This window comes from Paractinoplanes deccanensis (assembly GCF_016862115.1).
Lineage (GTDB): Bacteria > Actinomycetota > Actinomycetes > Mycobacteriales > Micromonosporaceae > Actinoplanes > Actinoplanes deccanensis.
In genome coordinates this window covers 35,966-51,554 of record NZ_BOMI01000115.1, presented here as the reverse complement: position 1 = coordinate 51,554, position 15,589 = coordinate 35,966, and the positions used below count along the sequence as shown (strand labels likewise).

Annotated in this window: 18 protein-coding genes; 5 read left to right on the top strand and 13 right to left on the bottom strand. The window is 72.7% G+C overall.

Annotated features, from left to right (window positions below):
* Nucleotides 1-114: 114 nt before the first annotated feature.
* From Ade02nite_RS29155 to Ade02nite_RS50395, 11 genes are all read right to left on the bottom strand, one after another.
* Nucleotides 115-540 (bottom strand): hypothetical protein, encoded by a 426-nt coding sequence (locus tag Ade02nite_RS29155; protein WP_239169148.1) that lies wholly within the window; start codon nucleotides 538-540, stop codon nucleotides 115-117.
* 104 nt (nucleotides 541-644) lie between these two features.
* Complete coding sequence (locus tag Ade02nite_RS29150) at nucleotides 645-1,841, bottom strand: MFS transporter (RefSeq protein ID WP_344298689.1); 1,197 nt, start codon at nucleotides 1,839-1,841, stop codon at nucleotides 645-647.
* A 7-nt stretch (nucleotides 1,842-1,848) separates the two neighbouring features.
* Entirely contained in the window at nucleotides 1,849-3,192 is a 1,344-nt protein-coding gene (locus tag Ade02nite_RS29145) for an NtaA/DmoA family FMN-dependent monooxygenase (RefSeq protein WP_203770873.1), read from the bottom strand.
* Entirely contained in the window at nucleotides 3,189-3,899 is a 711-nt protein-coding gene (locus Ade02nite_RS29140; RefSeq protein ID WP_239169147.1) for a cysteine hydrolase family protein, read from the bottom strand. The genes Ade02nite_RS29145 and Ade02nite_RS29140 overlap by 4 nt, the downstream gene beginning before the upstream one ends.
* A complete protein-coding gene (locus Ade02nite_RS29135; protein ID WP_203770870.1) occupies nucleotides 3,899-4,957 on the bottom strand; it encodes an LLM class flavin-dependent oxidoreductase in 1,059 nt (352 codons plus the stop codon). The genes Ade02nite_RS29140 and Ade02nite_RS29135 overlap by 1 nt, the downstream gene beginning before the upstream one ends.
* Nucleotides 4,958-4,974: 17 nt before the next feature.
* Entirely contained in the window at nucleotides 4,975-6,042 is a 1,068-nt protein-coding gene (locus tag Ade02nite_RS29130) for an ABC transporter substrate-binding protein (protein WP_239169146.1), read from the bottom strand.
* 109 nt (nucleotides 6,043-6,151) lie between these two features.
* Nucleotides 6,152-7,000 (bottom strand): ABC transporter permease, encoded by an 849-nt coding sequence (locus Ade02nite_RS29125; RefSeq protein WP_239169145.1) that lies wholly within the window; start codon nucleotides 6,998-7,000, stop codon nucleotides 6,152-6,154.
* Nucleotides 6,997-7,788, bottom strand: coding sequence for an ABC transporter ATP-binding protein (locus tag Ade02nite_RS29120; RefSeq protein ID WP_203770866.1), 792 nt, complete (start codon nucleotides 7,786-7,788; stop codon nucleotides 6,997-6,999). Before Ade02nite_RS29120 ends, Ade02nite_RS29125 begins: the two co-directional genes overlap by 4 nt.
* Before the next feature lie 151 nt (nucleotides 7,789-7,939).
* Entirely contained in the window at nucleotides 7,940-8,782 is an 843-nt protein-coding gene (locus Ade02nite_RS29115; protein ID WP_203770864.1) for an LLM class flavin-dependent oxidoreductase, read from the bottom strand.
* Nucleotides 8,779-9,669, bottom strand: a complete 891-nt coding sequence (locus tag Ade02nite_RS29110; RefSeq protein WP_203770862.1) for a virginiamycin B lyase family protein — start codon at nucleotides 9,667-9,669, stop codon at nucleotides 8,779-8,781. Before Ade02nite_RS29110 ends, Ade02nite_RS29115 begins: the two co-directional genes overlap by 4 nt.
* Before the next feature lie 47 nt (nucleotides 9,670-9,716).
* On the bottom strand, nucleotides 9,717-10,256 hold the full coding sequence (locus tag Ade02nite_RS50395) for a sigma factor-like helix-turn-helix DNA-binding protein (protein ID WP_203770860.1): 540 nt from the start codon (nucleotides 10,254-10,256) through the stop codon (nucleotides 9,717-9,719).
* Between Ade02nite_RS50395 and Ade02nite_RS49670 the strand changes: the two genes are divergently transcribed.
* From Ade02nite_RS49670 to Ade02nite_RS29095, 3 genes are all read left to right on the top strand, one after another.
* Nucleotides 10,237-10,407, top strand: coding sequence for a hypothetical protein (locus Ade02nite_RS49670; protein WP_239169144.1), 171 nt, complete (start codon nucleotides 10,237-10,239; stop codon nucleotides 10,405-10,407). The two genes, Ade02nite_RS50395 and Ade02nite_RS49670, sit on opposite strands and share 20 nt — an antisense overlap.
* Before the next feature lie 71 nt (nucleotides 10,408-10,478).
* Nucleotides 10,479-10,691, top strand: coding sequence for a dihydrofolate reductase family protein (locus Ade02nite_RS49665; RefSeq protein ID WP_239169143.1), 213 nt, complete (start codon nucleotides 10,479-10,481; stop codon nucleotides 10,689-10,691).
* Between the two features lie 61 nt (nucleotides 10,692-10,752).
* Nucleotides 10,753-11,319 (top strand): HD domain-containing protein, encoded by a 567-nt coding sequence (locus Ade02nite_RS29095; protein WP_203770858.1) that lies wholly within the window; start codon nucleotides 10,753-10,755, stop codon nucleotides 11,317-11,319.
* An 11-nt stretch (nucleotides 11,320-11,330) separates the two neighbouring features.
* On the opposite strand, the gene Ade02nite_RS29090 is transcribed toward Ade02nite_RS29095, so the two are convergent.
* A complete protein-coding gene (locus Ade02nite_RS29090) occupies nucleotides 11,331-12,068 on the bottom strand; it encodes a hypothetical protein (RefSeq protein ID WP_239169142.1) in 738 nt (245 codons plus the stop codon).
* 35 nt (nucleotides 12,069-12,103) lie between these two features.
* Nucleotides 12,104-12,994: a LysR family transcriptional regulator gene (locus Ade02nite_RS29085; protein ID WP_203770856.1), complete on the bottom strand. Its 891-nt coding sequence runs from the start codon at nucleotides 12,992-12,994 to the stop codon at nucleotides 12,104-12,106.
* An 83-nt stretch (nucleotides 12,995-13,077) separates the two neighbouring features.
* Between Ade02nite_RS29085 and Ade02nite_RS29080 the strand changes: the two genes are divergently transcribed.
* Both Ade02nite_RS29080 and Ade02nite_RS29075 read left to right on the top strand, forming a co-directional pair.
* Nucleotides 13,078-14,271 carry an MFS transporter gene (locus Ade02nite_RS29080; protein WP_203770854.1) on the top strand — a complete coding sequence of 398 codons (1,194 nt, stop codon included), beginning with the start codon at nucleotides 13,078-13,080 and terminating at the stop codon, nucleotides 14,269-14,271.
* Between the two features lie 132 nt (nucleotides 14,272-14,403).
* A complete protein-coding gene (locus tag Ade02nite_RS29075; RefSeq protein ID WP_203770852.1) occupies nucleotides 14,404-15,585 on the top strand; it encodes a hypothetical protein in 1,182 nt (393 codons plus the stop codon).
* Nucleotides 15,586-15,589 lie beyond the last annotated feature (4 nt).

Below are 15,589 nucleotides of genomic sequence, written 5' to 3'. Positions count from 1 at the left end.
CGCACTCCTTCACTAGCACGGAACATCAGCCACCGCGGAGCAGTCCGGAATGGTCGCCAGGCACATCAGGGATGAGACCGGCCGTCTGCGGAGATCTTTTTCGGGGGTACGGCCTCAGGGCTGGACGAGCGTGCCCAGCTTGCCGTCGGCGTCGTAGAGCAGGACCTCGATGCCGAGGTCGCGGGCGGCGCGGGTGGTCCAGCCCGACGGGGAGAAGACCTGGGCGACGGTCTCGCTGACACAGAGCACGATGCGGCTGTCGGGGAACATCGAGGACCGCAGCCAGGTGAGCTTGAACATGTCGGCCATCACCTTGTTGCGGTGCAGGGAACGGAAGGTCCCCTGGTTGCCGACCATCTGCACGAGCAGGCGATGCCCCTCGTCGGCGCCCTCGATCTCGAGCCGGGTGCCGTCGCCGAGGTCGATCGAACGGGGCCGCAGCTCGACGCCGAGCTCGGCGCTGAGGGCGAGCAGCATGGCGCGCTCGATGCTGTCCGGCCCGAACCGCCGCCAGCCACGCTCCTCGGCGTCGTCATCCATGGTCAACAGCGTACGGGCGCCGAGTTCGCCCGGGGTCATCGCCGGGTGTTCCCGTAGCGCCGTGAGGATCCGCATCCCCTTCCCCTTCCATGTCGTCTTTCCTGTCACCGCGCGGCCGCCAAGGCGGCGGCCGTGGTGGTGGCGAGGGAGCGGTGGCGCAGCAGAGCCGCCACCAGACCGCCCGCCGCGACCACGAAGAGGGTGGCGAGCACGGCGCAGGCGGCCTCGTACCCCGCGAACCCGGCAACCGCGAAGACCGCGAGCGGCCCCAGCGCGGCGCCGAGGTCTCCCGCCGTGCGGGTGAACCCGATGACTCCCCCGGCCGCCGCGGGCGGGTAGGCATCGCCGGTGATGACACCCGGCAGCACGCCGATGACGCCGGTCGCCAGCGAATACGCGACGATCGCGGCCGCGAACCCCATCGGCACGTGCAGGAACGGCAGGCACAGGAACGCCACCGCCCCGGCGGTGCCGGCCGGCACCAACAGAGCCACCCGAGCGCCCGCATCGACCCACCTGGCGATGAACGGCATGGCCACGAGGCTCGCCACCGTGCCGGCCGCCGTCGCGAGGCCCAGGGTGAACGGCTCCAGGCCGCCGCTCTCGTAGGCCAGGACCGGAACGAGGCCCTGCTCCCCCGCGAACCGCACGAAGAACGTCGCGAACGCCTCCGCGCACAGGGCCAGGAGCAGCCAGCTCGGCCTCGCCCCGAATCGCCGCCCCGGCAGCGGCCGGTGTGTCCCACGATCGGCCGTTGTCCCGAAGGACCAGTAGCGCGCCGCCGGCCGGGCAGCGTCCCACAGCAGGCACGCCAGCACCGGCAGCGCCGCCACCGCGAACGTCCAGGCCGGGCCGACCAGCCCGACCACCGCGCCGCCGAGCAGCGCGCCCGCGCCGGCCGTGCTCATCTGCACGACCGTGGCCGTGGCCATCGCCGCGCCCCGGCGCTCGGCCGGCGCGCCCGCCACGAGCAGGGCGAAGCCCACCGTGACGGCCGCGCCGCCGAGCACGCCGGCCGCCAGGCGAAAAGCGAGCAGAGCGGGCGCCGAGGTGGCCAGGCCGGTCAGCGCCGTCACGGCCGCCAGCGCCAGCAGGACCGTCCGCAGGTAGGCACGGGCGGGGAGGCGGCGCAGCGCCAGCCCGGCCGGGATGTTAGCGACGATTCGCCCCACGGCGAAGGCCGCCACCAGCGGTCCGAGCAGGCCGACGGCCATGCCGTAGCTGTCCAAGTACAACGGCATTATCGGCACCGTGACGCCCCACGTCATCTGCGCCGTGCCGATCAGCGCGCAGACCAGCACGGTCTGCTCAGCCGCCGGTGACCGCAAGGTTCTCTCGCAAGGTTCGGCCCGCGTAGCGTGGCGCCAGCGCACCGCGCCTGCGCAGCTCGGGCGCCAGGAGCTCGGCGAGGTCGGCCAGGCCGGACGGCATCGCCAGCGGGCTCGACAGCATGTAGCCGCCGCGCGATCCGGTCGCCTCGAAGTTCTCCTGCAGCGCGTCCGCCACGGTGGGCGGGTCGCCGAGGACCGTGTGGTCCATGCCGGTGGCGCTGCTCCAGCCGTGCTCGAAGAACTCCGTCCGGCTCATCTGGTAGTCCTCGCCGTGCTCGGCCAGCAGCGTGCCGATCAGGCCGCCGGGGGTGGCCTGCGCCTGCGCGGCCTGGCGCCGCAGCTCGCCGAGCGGGAACGACGACGGCAGCTTCGAGAAGTCGATGCCGGCGTTGTGCGACAGGAACGCGCCGACCGCCTCCTCGCTCCAGAAGCTGAGCACCTCGTCGCGGCGTGCTCTCGCCTCGTCCATCGTCCGGCCGACGATCACCTGGGTGGCCCACAGGATGCCCACCGTGGCCGGGTCGCGGCCCTGCTCGCGCAGCGCCGCGTCCAGCATCGTGCGGTGCCGCCGCTGCGACGGCAGGCTGCCGCCGAAGCCGAAGACCAGGTCGGCGAAGCGGGCCGACGCGGCGATGCCCCGCGGCGAGTTGCCGGCCTGCACCAGCATCGGCGCGACCTGCGGGCTCGGCACGCTCGGCAGCGGGCCGCGAACGTCGAAGAACTTCCCGTGGTGGTGGATGGCCCGCACCTTGGCCGGGTCGGCGAAGCGGCCCGTCTCCCGGTCGCGGACGATGGCGTCCGGGTCGACCGACTGCCACAGCGCCTGACAGACGTCGATGAACTCCTCCATCCGCTCGTAGCGCATGTCGTGCGCCATGAGCTGGTCGAAGCCGTAGTTCGCCGCGTCCGCCCCGCGGGTCGACGCGACCACGTTGAAGGCGATCCGGCCGCCGGTGACGTGGTCGAGCGAGTTCAGCAGCCGGGCCACGTAGAACGGGTGCATGAACGTCGACGAGTACGTCAGCCCGAACCCGATGTGCGAGGTGACCGTCGACATCGCCGCGATGATGGGGCTCATGTCGTGCCGGGGCCACTGCACGCCCCACTCCACGGCCGCGTCGATCGAGCCGCGCCACGTGTCGGGGATGCCGGTGCCGTCGCCGAAGAAGAGCAGGCCGATGCCGGCGCGCTCGGCGGTCTGGGCCAGCTCCATGTACATCCGCGGGTCCGGGAAGTCGCGGCCCACCCACGAGCCGCGCCGCGCCCAGCGTCCCTCGGTGTGCGTGAACGACAGGTCGAAGGCGAGATGCATGCCGCTCATGCCGTCACCCACAGATCCGCGAGCTCGTCGCCGCCGGTGAGCACCGCGACGTTCATCGCCAGCGCGCTGAGCGAACTCTCATGAACTTCTCTCTGGTACGCCGCCACGGCGTCGACCGGCAGCAGCACCGGCCAGCCGAGCTGGAACGCGTCCGTGGCCGTCGCCGCCACACAGCACTCGGTGGTGAGCCCGCAGACCGCGACCCATCCGATGCCCGCCTCCCGCAGCGCCGCCTCCAGGTCCGTGCCCAGGAAGCCGCTGTAACCCCGCTTCACCACGCGGATCTCCCCGTCGGCGGGGCCGGTGCCGTACCACTGCGCCCCCGGCGTGCCGGCGACACAGGGTTCCTCCGGGCCGTACGGGGCGGCGGGATCACCGGTGCGCAGCCACTGACTCGCCCGCCACGGCTGCGCCGGGTCGCTGCCCAGCTCCACCCAGGCCACCGTGACCCCGGCCGCCCGGGCCGCGTTCACGAGCGCGCCGGTGGCCTTGACGGCCGCCGCCACCGCGTCGAAATCCGGCTCGTAGTCCGCGATCATCTCCGGGTCGGCGAACGACCGCTGAACGTCGACGACGATCAGCGCCGGCTCCATCCCTCGAAGAGCCGCCAGCTGAGCCTCGTGCAGCGCCACCGGCCGGCCCTCACGCAGCTCCGCAGGCCGGCCCTCACGCAGCTCCGCAGGCCGGTCCTCGCGCGACGCCGCCATCACTCGGTGCCGTCCGCGGCGCGCAGGGCGGGCAGCACGGCCTCGCCGAACGGCAGCATGTCCGCGTGGTAGTCCGGGAAGATGAGCATCAGCCCGTCCAGCTCCGCCTCGCTCGTGATCTGCTGGATGTGCTCGAGGACCTTCTGCGGCCCGCCCGTCACGTACGGCGTCTGGAACGCCTCCGAGCCGGTCGCGCCCTCGGCCCACGCCCGGGCCGTGTCCGCCGGGATGCCCCAGGACGTGCGCATGCCGATCAGCGCCTCCCTGTCGAGGCCCTCGCCGTAGCGGGCCGCCTTCGCCTCGGCCGCGGCGTCGGTCTCGTCGAGCACGACCGTCAGCATCGAGTACGTCTTCACCTGGCGGCCGTGCTCGGCGCCCTTGTCGTGGACGTACCGCGAGAACTCGCGCATCTGGTCGAGGTTGTCGGCGCTCAGGAACGCGCCGTCGGCGTACCTGGCCTGGAAGTCCCGGCCCGCGGCCGAGCGGCCGGCGCTGATGATGGTGGGCCGCGTCGCGGGGTGCGGGCGCGACTCGCAGGCGTCGAGGGTGAAGAAGTCGCTCTTCATCGTGACGACGTCCTCGGTCCACAGCCGGGTGACGGCCTGCGTCCACTCCTCGGTCATCCGGTAGCGGTCGGCGTGCGACAGCTCCGCGTCCCAGAGGCCCATCTGCTCGAACTCGGCGGCGTACGAGCCGTTGACGATGTTCATGCCGGCGCGGCCCGCCGAGACGTCCTGGAGGGTCGTGAACATCTTCGCCGCGATCGCGGGGTGATGGATGTTGGCGTGCATGGTCGCCCAGATCTTCACCGTGGACGTGGCCTCGGCGAGCGCCGACATCATCGTCATCGACTCGAGCGTCTGTCCCCAGTGGTCGGTGGTGCCGCCGAAGCCCTTCCACTTCGCCATCGACATGATGAAGTCGAGGCCGATCCGCTCGGCGTCGACCGCGACCCGGCGGTTGTAGGCGTACGTCGCCTCGGGGTGCGGAGCGGTGGACGAGATCATCCAGCCGCCGTTGCCGATCGGCAGGAACACGCCGTATTCCTTGGTACCCATGTGAATCCCCGTTCGCGTTACGGTGCCGGCCAGATGAGCTTGTCACCCGAGTAGATGGCGGAGAGGAACGACGGGTCGAATTCGCTCGTCGCCTGCGCGGGGGAGATCGAGGTCTTCGTGTACGTGTTCAGCATCTCGGCGAGCGCGGTGACGTTGGCGGTGTCGATGGTGCCCAGCGGCGTCCCCGCCTTGAGGCTGTCGCGCACGACCTTGTCCTCGGTCTGCCACACCGTGAGGTTCTGCTTCTCGTCGTAGCCGGCGCCGGTCAGGTCCGCGGCCGCCTTCACGCACTCCTCGGCGTTGCTCTCGCAGTAGGCGAAGGCGTGCAGGCCCGCGCGCAGGAAGTCCTGCACCGCGGTCGGGTTCTTCGCGGCGAAGTCCGGGTTGACGGCCATCGCGCCCAGCGAGCCCGGGACCTTGTAGTCGTACGGCCGCCACACCGTCACCGGCGTGCCGGCGGCCTTGAGCTGGTTGGGCTCGTTGGAGATGAACCCGGTGAGCGACTTGACCTGGCCACGGGTCAGCACGGACGGGTCGTAGCCCACCGTCACCTGCTTGATGGAGCCGAAGTCGGCGCCCGCCTGCACGAGCATCGCCTGCACGCCGACCGGCATCGCGCCCTTCTGCCCGAGCGTGGTGCCGTCGAGCTGCTTCAGGTCCGTCACGTCGGTCTTGGTCATCAGGACCTCGAGACCCACGTTCGAGTACGAGGAGATGCCCGTGACCTTGATGCCGTTGGCGTTCGCGGAGAGCACGTCCTGCTGGCTCACCGGGCTGAACGTGACCTTGCCGCTGGCCAGCAGCTTGGTGTTCTGGCTGGTGTCGCCGGTGCCCGGCTGCATCGCGACGTCGAGGCAGAGCGAGTCGAAGTAGCCGAGCTTCTCGGCGGCCGCGTATTCGAGGATCGACGCCGACGCCTGCCACTGGTAGCCCGACAGGTACGTGATCTTCCCGGCCGCCTTGTTCGCGGCGCACCGGTCCGCGGAGATGGCAGTGCCCGCGGCGGCCGCGGGCGCCGCGTCGTCGTCCGACGATCCACAGGCCGCGGCCGTACTCAGAAGTGCGGCCGCCGCAACGACCGCCACAACATGGCGAATTCTCATTGATTCCTCCCAGATCGGGCGGGCTACTAGTAAAGGGGTGTTCGTGAGGGCACCGGGGAGCGATCCGCCGGCGCTTCGAAGGAAGGGCGCTTTACTTGGAAGCGCCCTGGCGGGTCTCGTGCCAGTGCAGGAGACGGCGCTCCAGCAGGGTGACCACGAGCAGCAGCAGCGCGCCCAGCACGGCAAGGATGGCGATCGAGGCGTAGACGGCGGCGAGCCGGTTCATCGACGAGGCGAGGCTGATCGCCGTACCCAGGCCGGCGGAGGAACCCGCGGCCGAGAGCTCCGCGACCACCGCGCCCACGACGGAGAGCGGGAAGACGATGCGCAGGGCGGCGAAGAGGTACGGCAGCGCGCTGGGCACCCGGATGTACCAGAGCGTCTCGAGCCGCGAGGCGTGCATGGTCTGATACACCTGCAACACCGGCACGGGCACCGCGCGCAGGCCCATCGACATGTTGATCAGCACCGGGAAGAAGCAGATCAGCCCGGTCACGATCAGCTTGGGCGCCGCGCCGAAGCCGAAGGCCACCACCAGCGCGGGCGCGATCGCCACCAGCGGGGTGACGTTGAGGATCACCGCGACCGGCATGATGGCCCGCCGGGCGAGCGTGAACTCGCTGACGACGACCGCGAGCACGAAGGCCACCGCCGTGCCGATCGCGAGCCCGCCCAGCGCCTCCCGCAGCGTCACCAGAGCGTTCTCGACGTAGTAGCCGGCGTCCTCGGTGAGCGTCCGCCCGATGTCGCCGAGCGGCGGCAACAGGTACGGCATGCGGCCGGCGCCCCACTGCCACAGCGCGCCGAGCACCGCGAGCATCAGCACCAGCGGCAGCCACTTCGCGGGGTGCAGGAACGACAGGCTCACTTTCCTCGCCGGGCGCGGCGGCGCGATCAGCTTGCGCGCCTCCGCAATCACCTCCGGCTCGGTCACCGTCATGACGCGATCGCGTTCGCGTGGTGGAAGGCGCCCCGCAACCTGTCGCGCACGAGGTCCTCGTACGCGTGGAACTCGGGGGTCTTGAGCAGTGCCTGCCCGCGCGGGCGGGGCAGATCGATGTCGATGACGTCGGTGATGCGGCCCGGCCGCGGCGCCATGACGACGATGCGGTCGGAGAGCCGGACGGCCTCGCTCACCGAGTGGGTGATGAACAGGACGGTCGCCTTGAGCTCGTCCCACAGGTCGAGCAGCTGCTCCTGGAGGGCCTCGCGGGTGAACTCGTCGAGCGCCGAGAACGGCTCGTCCATCAGCAGCACGTCGGGATGCAGCCCGAACGCGCGCACGATCGCGGCCCGCTGCTGCATGCCACCCGAGATCTGCGACGGCAGCTTGTGCATGACGTCGCCCAGCCCGGCCTTGCGCAACAGGTCGGGCATGTCGGCGGTGCTGCGGCCCTTCCGGCGGTTCACCTTCTTGGGCAGCGACACGTTCTTGAGGACCGACAGCCACGGCAGCAGCGCCGGGGTCTGCGGCACCAGGCCGAGCATCTTGTCGGCGGCGGCCCGCTGGGGCGTGAGCCCGCCGACCGTGATGTGGCCCGCGTCCGGCTTCTCCAGGCCCGCGACCGCCCGCAGCAGCGTGGACTTGCCGCAGCCGCTGGGCCCGATGACGCTGACGAAGGTGCCGGTCTCGACGGTGAGATCGACGTCGTCGAGGGCGACGAGGGAGTTTCCCGCGCCGATGTCGTAGACCCGGCGCACTCCGGTGACGCGGATCTCTCCGCTCATGCGAACAGTCCTGACATAGCGGTCTCCAGACAGATGGAAATCGTCGATGGAGCCGGAGAACCGTGCGAGGCGAATACGAGGAATGGCCCGCGAGACTCAAGCTGAGAAGAAACTAAGGACGGCGTGATACCGCGAGAAGTATCGGAGGTTTCTACGCCGTAAACTCGGCTTTCTCCAGCACCGCGAGCTGCCGGGCCGCCTCGTCGCCGCGCGGCCACAGCACCGCGACGCGGGTCGCGCCCAGCTCGGCATAGCGGCCTACGCAGTCGTGCAGCGCCTCCACCGAGTCGAGCGGCCGCTCACCGCCGTACCCCAGGACGACCACACTGGACGGTGTCGCGCGGCCGGTCCGCGAGCACGCCTCACGCAGCATCGCGAACTGGCGGGCGACCTCGGCGTACGGCGTGGCGGCCGTTCTGACGATGTCCTGCGTGACGAACCAGTCGGCGCGCTCGGCCGCGAGCGCGATGCCGCGCGGCCCGGTGGCGGCGACGGCGAGGGGCGGCCGGCGGGGAAGACCGCCGCCGAGCTCCGCCGCCCGGGCGGTGAACCATTCCCCTTCCAGCGTCGGCGCGGGCCGGGTGAGCAGGGTGTGCACGTGCTCGGTGAACTCGGCGAACCGCCGTGCCCGCTCGGCCGGCGTGAGCGGTGGCGTGCCCAGGGCCTCGGCGTCGGCCCCGGCACCGCCCGCGCCCAGCCCGAGCACGAAACGGCCGCCGCTCACCTCGTCGAGCGCGAGGGCCGCCTTGGCGGTGGTGACGGGATGCCGGAAGTTCGGCGCGGTCACCATGGTGCCGACGCCGATCGTGCTCGTCGAGGCGGCCGCGGCGGCGAGGATCGCGTACGCGTCGTGCCAGACCGGCCGGCCGCCGAGCACCAGATGGTCCCAGAGCCAGCCGCGGCCGATGCCGAGGCGCTCGGCGTGCTCCCACTCGCGCCGCAGCTGCGGCCACGGGCCGTCCGGCCACATCACGGCGTCGATCTTCGGCCTCATGCCCGCGCAGCGTACCCGTGCCGCACCTCGACACGGACCAGGGCGCCGATCTCGAGGGCCGCCCAAACCGCGCCGTCCGGGCCGGTCGTGATGCCGTGCGGCTCGCTGCGGGCCGTCGGCAGGGCGTACGACTCGATCGTGCCGTCCGGGGCGATGGCGCCGATGCGGTTGCCGGCCCACTCGGTGAACCAGAGGCGGCCGTCCGGGCCGGTGGTGATGGCGTGCGGGCGGCCGGCGCGGTCCGGCAGCGGGAACTCGGTGACGGCGCCGTCGGGGGTGATGCGGCCGATCTGGCCCGCGCCGATCTCGACGAACCAGAGGGCCCCGTCCGGACCGGCGGTGATGCCCACCGGCGCGGCGCCCTCGGTCGGCAGCGGATGCAGGCTGGTGGTGCCGTCGAGGTCGATGCGGCCGATCGCGTTGCCCTGGTTGAGGGTGAACCACATCGCGCCGTCGGGGCCGGCCGTGACGGCGGAGGGGAACGAGCCGGCGACCAGCGGCGGGAACTCGGTCACCTCGCCGTCGGTCGTGATGCGGCCGAGCCGGTCGGCGGTGGTCTCGGTGAACCACAGCGCCCCGTCCGGTCCCGCCGCGATGCCGAACGGGCCGCACTCCGGGGTGGGCAGCGCGAAATCGGTCACCTCGCCGGCCGTGGTGACGCGCCCGATGCGATGGGTGCCGTACGCGGTGAACCACATCGCGCCGTCCGGGCCGGCCGTGACGATCGTCGGCCGGGCGGACGGCCCGGCCTCGAAGGCCGCCGCCGGGTCGAGCCGCCCGATGCGGCCGCTGTCCACCAGCGTGAACCAGAGCCCGTTGCCGGGGCCGGCCGCGAGCGCGTAGGGACCGCCGGGCACCGGATGTTCCTCGATGGATACCTGTGTCACGTGATCCGAGTCTGCCCGGCCGAGCGAAATCGGCAACCCGATTACCGTCAGGACAGCCGCGGCGGGAGGCCGAACGCCGGGAACAGGCCCGGGTCGGCGAACGTGACGCAGCGCCGGACGAGACCGGCCCGCACGGCGAAGACCTGAAGCGAATGCGCGACGTCGTCGGCGAGCAACCGGGTCAGCGCGGGCACGTCGGCCGCCTCGAACGCCGCGGCGTAGCGCTCGACGGCCGCCCGCTCGCCCGGATCGGCCGGCTCCCGCACCTCGTCGAGGACCGGGCCGGCGGCCGCCAGCGCCGCCCGGGCCCGTTGCAGGCTGCTGTTGACGGAGGCGACGCTGCTGTCCAGCGCCTCGGCCACCTCGGCGGCCGTCAGCTGGAGCACCTCGCGCAGCACCAGGGCGGCCCGCTGCCGCGCGGGAAGCAGCTGGAGGGCGGCGACGAAGGCGAGCCGGAGCGCGGCGCGCTGCTGGACGGCGCCGGCCGGGTCACCGGCGGCTCCCAGGCCGCTCGGCAGGGGCCGTCGCGCGCGGCCCTCCAGCGCGGTCAGGCAGACGTTGGTGGCGATGCGGTGCAGCCACGTCATCCAGTTCAGCACCCTCGACGGCGTGGTCTCCGACCCCGACGGCCGCTGGGGCACCGACCACGGCGGCTGGGCGTTCCGCCACGGCCCGGGCCCCGTGGGCGACGACAAGTTCCGCCTGGGCGAGGTGATGGAGCAGGGCGTTCAGCTGTAGCCGCGTGGCCGAACTCGGCGGCCCTGGACACCGATCCGCTCACGTGGGTCAGGAGCGAGCCGCGGGACATCGTGGTCATCGGCAGCCTGAGCCTGGTGCGCGCCCTGTCCGCCGCGGACCTGGTCGACGAGTACCGCCTGATCACGATTCCGGAGGTGCTCGGCCGGGGTGACCGCCTCTTCGACGGGGGAACGCCGGCGGGTTTCCGCTTCACCACGGTCGACACGGCCGGCCCGGCGGCCCTGACGGTCTTCCGCCGCGACCGGGAGGAGCCGAGCGCGTAGCGCACCCAACGTACGCCCGCTCGTCATCCGATGTTCACCTTGGCGGGTTTACGTTTGTTGCATGATCCGCCCGCTCGTCGCCGACGCCCGCGATCTCGCCGAACGGCTGCTCACGGACCTGCCCGAGCGATGGCAGCACACCGTCGGGGTCGCCGAGCGGGCCGGGCAGATCAGCGCGACCGTGCCGGCCGGCGAGGCCGACGTCCTGGTGGCGGCGGCCTGGCTGCACGACATCGGCTACGCCGAGGCGCTCCACGACACCGGCTTCCACCCGATCGACGGTGCCCGGCACCTGCGCGACCTGGCCTGGCCCCTGCGCATCGCCGGCCTGGTCGCCCACCACTCGGGCGCGATCTGCGTCGCGCACGTCCGGGGCCTCGGCGCGGCGCTCGCCGAGTTCCCGCAGGAGAGCACGCCGGTCAGCGACGGCCTGACATATGCCGATCAGACCGTCGGCCCGTACGGGCGCAGCATGGACTTCGAAGAGCGCATGGCCGACATGCTGCGCCGCCACGGCCCCGGCTCACCCAACGCGGCCGTGCACTCCCGGCGCGCCCCGATGCTGCGCGCCGCCGTGCAGCGCGTCGTCTCGCGCCTCGCCATCCCGGCCGGCGTCCGCGTCGCCTGAGCGGCCGCCGCTCAGGCCGCCGACGTGCCCGCCGCGGCTCCCGCCAGGGCCAGCTCGGTCTTGGTGTGCTGGATCTCGGCCGGCTCGATGCCGTCCTTGCGCAGCGCGCGCGAGACCCGCGCCGACACCGCCGCGGCCTCGTCGACCGGGCACTTGGTGGAGAGCTCGAGCAGCGCCGAGCCGTCCGGGTAGACCCAGCGCTCGGCCGCCAGCGTGACGTCGCGGACCCTCACCCGGCGCTTGCGGGCCTCCACCGGGCCGAACGTGGTCAGGTCGCCGAGCTCGCGCGGGGCGTACGCGGCGAGCAGCCGGCGCTGCCGCGCGGAGAGCAGGCTTGTCAGCGGTTTGCCCTCGGCCAGCGCCCGCGCGACGCTGCCCTTGTCGAGCCGCCTCTTCAGCGCGCCCGAGCACACGTAGCGGCCGGGCATCGCGTCGACCTCGACGTGGAAGCCGGGGGCCCGCCGGAGCCAGCCGGGGACCGTGCGGGTGTGCATCGGGCGCAGCTTGACGACCACGTCGTCGGGTCGGCCGGCGCGCTCGCGGACGCGGACGACGATGCCGTGGTGTTTGAGGTCGAGCTCAGGGGTGTCGAGGAAATAGACCTTCCGCGCCTGGCCGCGCACGGGGCCGCCGTCGGGCACCAGGAGCTTGAGCTCCACCAGGTCGGCGTTGCGGGTCAGCACCCGCACGTCGTCGGCCTGGTCCGACGCGGGTTGCCAGTAGCCCCCCATGGAAGATCTTGAAGTCACCCGGACAACCGTACCCGACGAGTGGCCACCCTGCGTTAACCACTCGTTAACCCGTACGGCGCGGCCCGTTCCACGAAGTCGCGGAAGCGCGCCGCCGCCGGGCCGAGCCGGCGGTCGGTTCGCCAGGTCAGGCCGACCACCCGTTCGGCGCCCGGCGCGGCGAGCGCGAGGCCGACCGTGCCGGACGCGCCCACGAACTGCTCCGGCACCAGCGCCACGCCCAGGCCCGCGCCGACCAGGCCCTCGATCGTCGCCAGGTCGCCGATCTCGAACGCGATCCGCGGGGTCACGCCGGCCGCCGCGAACAGGTCGTCGACCAGCCGCCGGAAGCCGAACCCCGAGGGGATCGTCACGAAGTCCTCGCGCGCCACCTCAGCGAGCGGCACGGCCCGGCTGCGCGCGACCCAGCGGTGGCCCGGCGGCACGATCAGGGCCAGGCTTTGCGTCTGCAGGGCCACCCAGCCGTACGGCCCGGACGGGCGCGGCGAGAGCATCGCCAGCTCGGAGACCCCGGCGTCCAGGTCGCGCAGCATCTCGTGACCCGGCTCCTGGCGCAGCTCGATGCGCATGTGCGGCGCTCGCCGGCGTACGTCCCGGAGAATGCGCGGCACCAGCGAGGTGGCCATCGAGTCGAGGAACGCGAGCCGGACCGTCCCCGACTCCGGGTCGAGCAGGCCGGCCAGGTCGCGCCGCAGCCGGTCGTGCCGGTCCACGATGTCGCGGGCGGCGGCCAGGGTGACCTCACCAAGCGGGTTCGGGTGCACGCCGCGGGCGTCACGCTCGAACAGCCGTGCCCCCACCTCGGCCTCGACCCGGGACAGCAGCCGCGAGAGGGTCGGCTGGGTGGTGCCCAGGGCGGCGGCGGCCTCGGTGACGTGGCGATGCTCACCCAGCGCCAGCAGCGCGCGGAGATCCTCGATCAGCACTCCTCCGATCATACGTCCGGCGCATGAGGGCCATGGTTTCCATGCATTGGACGCATGCCGTACGCCGGCGAAAGGTCGATCGTGTGAGCACCCACCGCGCCGGGACGCCCGGCTACCGCCGGATCTGCCTCGCCCTGTTCGCCGCGGGCGTGGCGACGTTCGCACTGCTCTACAGCACCCAGGCGCTGCTGCCCGACCTCGCGACGGCGTTCGGCCTGACGCCCGCCCAGAGCGCCTGGTCGCTGTCGCTGGCCACGATCGGCCTCGGCGTGGCGCTGTTGATCACCGGGCCGCTCTCGGAGAGGCTGGGCCGCACCCGCCTGATCCACCTGTCGCTGGCGCTCTCCGCCGCGGTGGGGCTCGCCTGCGCGCTCGCACCCGGCTGGCATGTGCTGTTGGGGCTGCGACTGCTCCAGGGCGTGACGCTCGCCGGGCTGCCGGCGGTCGCCACCGCCTACCTGCGGGAGGAACTGCACCCGGACACGCACGCACGCGCCGCGGGCCTCTACATCGGCGGCACCGCGCTCGGCGGCATGGCGGGGCGGCTGATCACCGGCTGGGTGGCGGAGGCGTACGGCTGGCGATGGGCCATGGCAGTGGTGGCGCTCGTCGGGGTGGCCTGCGCGATCGTGGTCGCGCTGCTGCTGCCGGCCTCGCGCAACTTCGTGCCCCGGCCGCGCGCGGCGACGACCCGGCGGGCGCTGACCGATCCGGCCCTGCTCAGCCTGTACGCGATCGGGGCGTGCTCGATGGGCGCGTTCGTCTCGGTCTACAACGCGATGGGCTTCCGGCTCACCAGCGCGCCGTTCCTGCTCGGCGCGGGCGCGGCCGGCGCGGTCTTCCTGGTCTACCCGGTGGGCACGCTCAGCTCGGCGGTCTCGGGGCGGCTGGCCGACCGGTACGGGCGGCGCGCCGTCATGCCGTTCGGCTGCGTCCTGACCGCCGCGGGCCTGCTGCTCACCCTGCCCGACAGCCTGCCGGTGATGGTCGTGGGGCTGGCCGTGATGACCGCCGGGTTCTTCTGCGTGCACGGCGTGGCCAGCGGCTGGGTGCCGGTGCGCGCACACGCGGGCGGGGTGCCGGCGGGGCAGGCCGCGTCGCTCTACCTCTTCGCGTACTACGCGGGCTCGTCGGTCTTCGGCAGCCTCGCCGGCACGGCCTGGTCACTGGGCTCGTGGCCGGCCGTCGTCGCGCTCGCCTCGGTCTTCGCCGGCATCGGCGGCGTGCTCGCCGGCTACCTGCGCCGCGTACCCGCGTTGACACCGGCCGTCAGCTGAACGCGCGAACTTCACCCCGGGATGCGGCTATTACGCCTCTTGGGCGAACTCCTGGGAGTGTTTTACGACTTTCCCAGTCGACTTTGATCAGATGGTGCCATCTTCCTTTGACCACCCCCGACGGGTGCGCGCGTGACACCTGGGGAGGCGGCAGCATTGGCCCAGCGAGTTTTCCTGCACATCGGTGCGCCCAAGACCGGCAGCACCTACATCCAGAACGTCCTGTGGGGCAACGCGGACACCCTGCGTGACCGCGCCGGCGTGCTGGTGCCGCACTCGCTCTACGCGCACGACCAGGCGATGGCGGACCTGCGCGGCGTTGCCTGGCACGACCCGGACTCCGGCTGGACGTGGGACCGGCTCGCGGCGATGGCCGTGGCCTGGCCCGGCGACGTGGTGATCAGCAGCGAGGGGCTGGGCGCGGCCACGAGCGAGCAGGCCGCGCGGGCGGTCGCGTCGCTGGGCGGCGCCGAGGTGCACATCATCGTGGCCGGGCGCGACCTGTGGCGCACGCTGCCGTCGATGTGGCAGCAGAGCATCCGCGGCCGCAGCACCTGGCGCTTCGAGGACTTCCTGTCCGCCGTCGAGCACGGCCGCTACCAGGCGTTCTGGGACGAGCACACGGCCGACCGGATGCTGCGCCGGTGGGGCGACCTGGTGCCGCCCACGCAGCGCCACCTCATCACCGTGCCGCCCGCCGGGGCCCCGCACGACACGCTCTGGCAGCGCTTCGCCGGGGTCACCGGCATCCCGGACGGGCTCTGCACGGTGGCCGCGCCGACCGCGAACGTGTCGCTCGGCGCGGCCGAGGTCGAGCTCCTGCGCCGCGTCAACCAGGCCCTCGGCGACCTGTACCCGCACCGGGTCCCGTACCAGCGGGTCGTGCAGAAACACCTGGTCGACGCGGTCCTCAAGCAGCGGGCGAACGCGCTGCGCTTCGGCATCGGGGCGGACCGGGCGGCGTGGGTGATGGCGGTCGCCGAGCAGCAGATCGAGACGCTGCGCGCGTACCCCTGCCAGGTCGCCGGCGATCTCGAGGAGCTGCGGCCGGTGGCGATCCCGGCGGACGGGCCGACCCCGGACCAGCTGCCGGAGACAAAGGTGCTGGAGGCGGCGATCGACACGATCGTCGGCATGCTCGGTCACGCCGAGTCACTCGACCGGCCGGTCGAGCCGCCGCCGGTGAACCCGTTCATCCGCCTGCGGAACCGGGCGGCGGGCGGCGTGAAACGGCGTTTGCGGAACACGGTCACTTTCGGCACCCGCGTAACCGATCCGGCCGAGCGGGTACCCGGCGCGCGTCCCCGGGCTTAGCCTG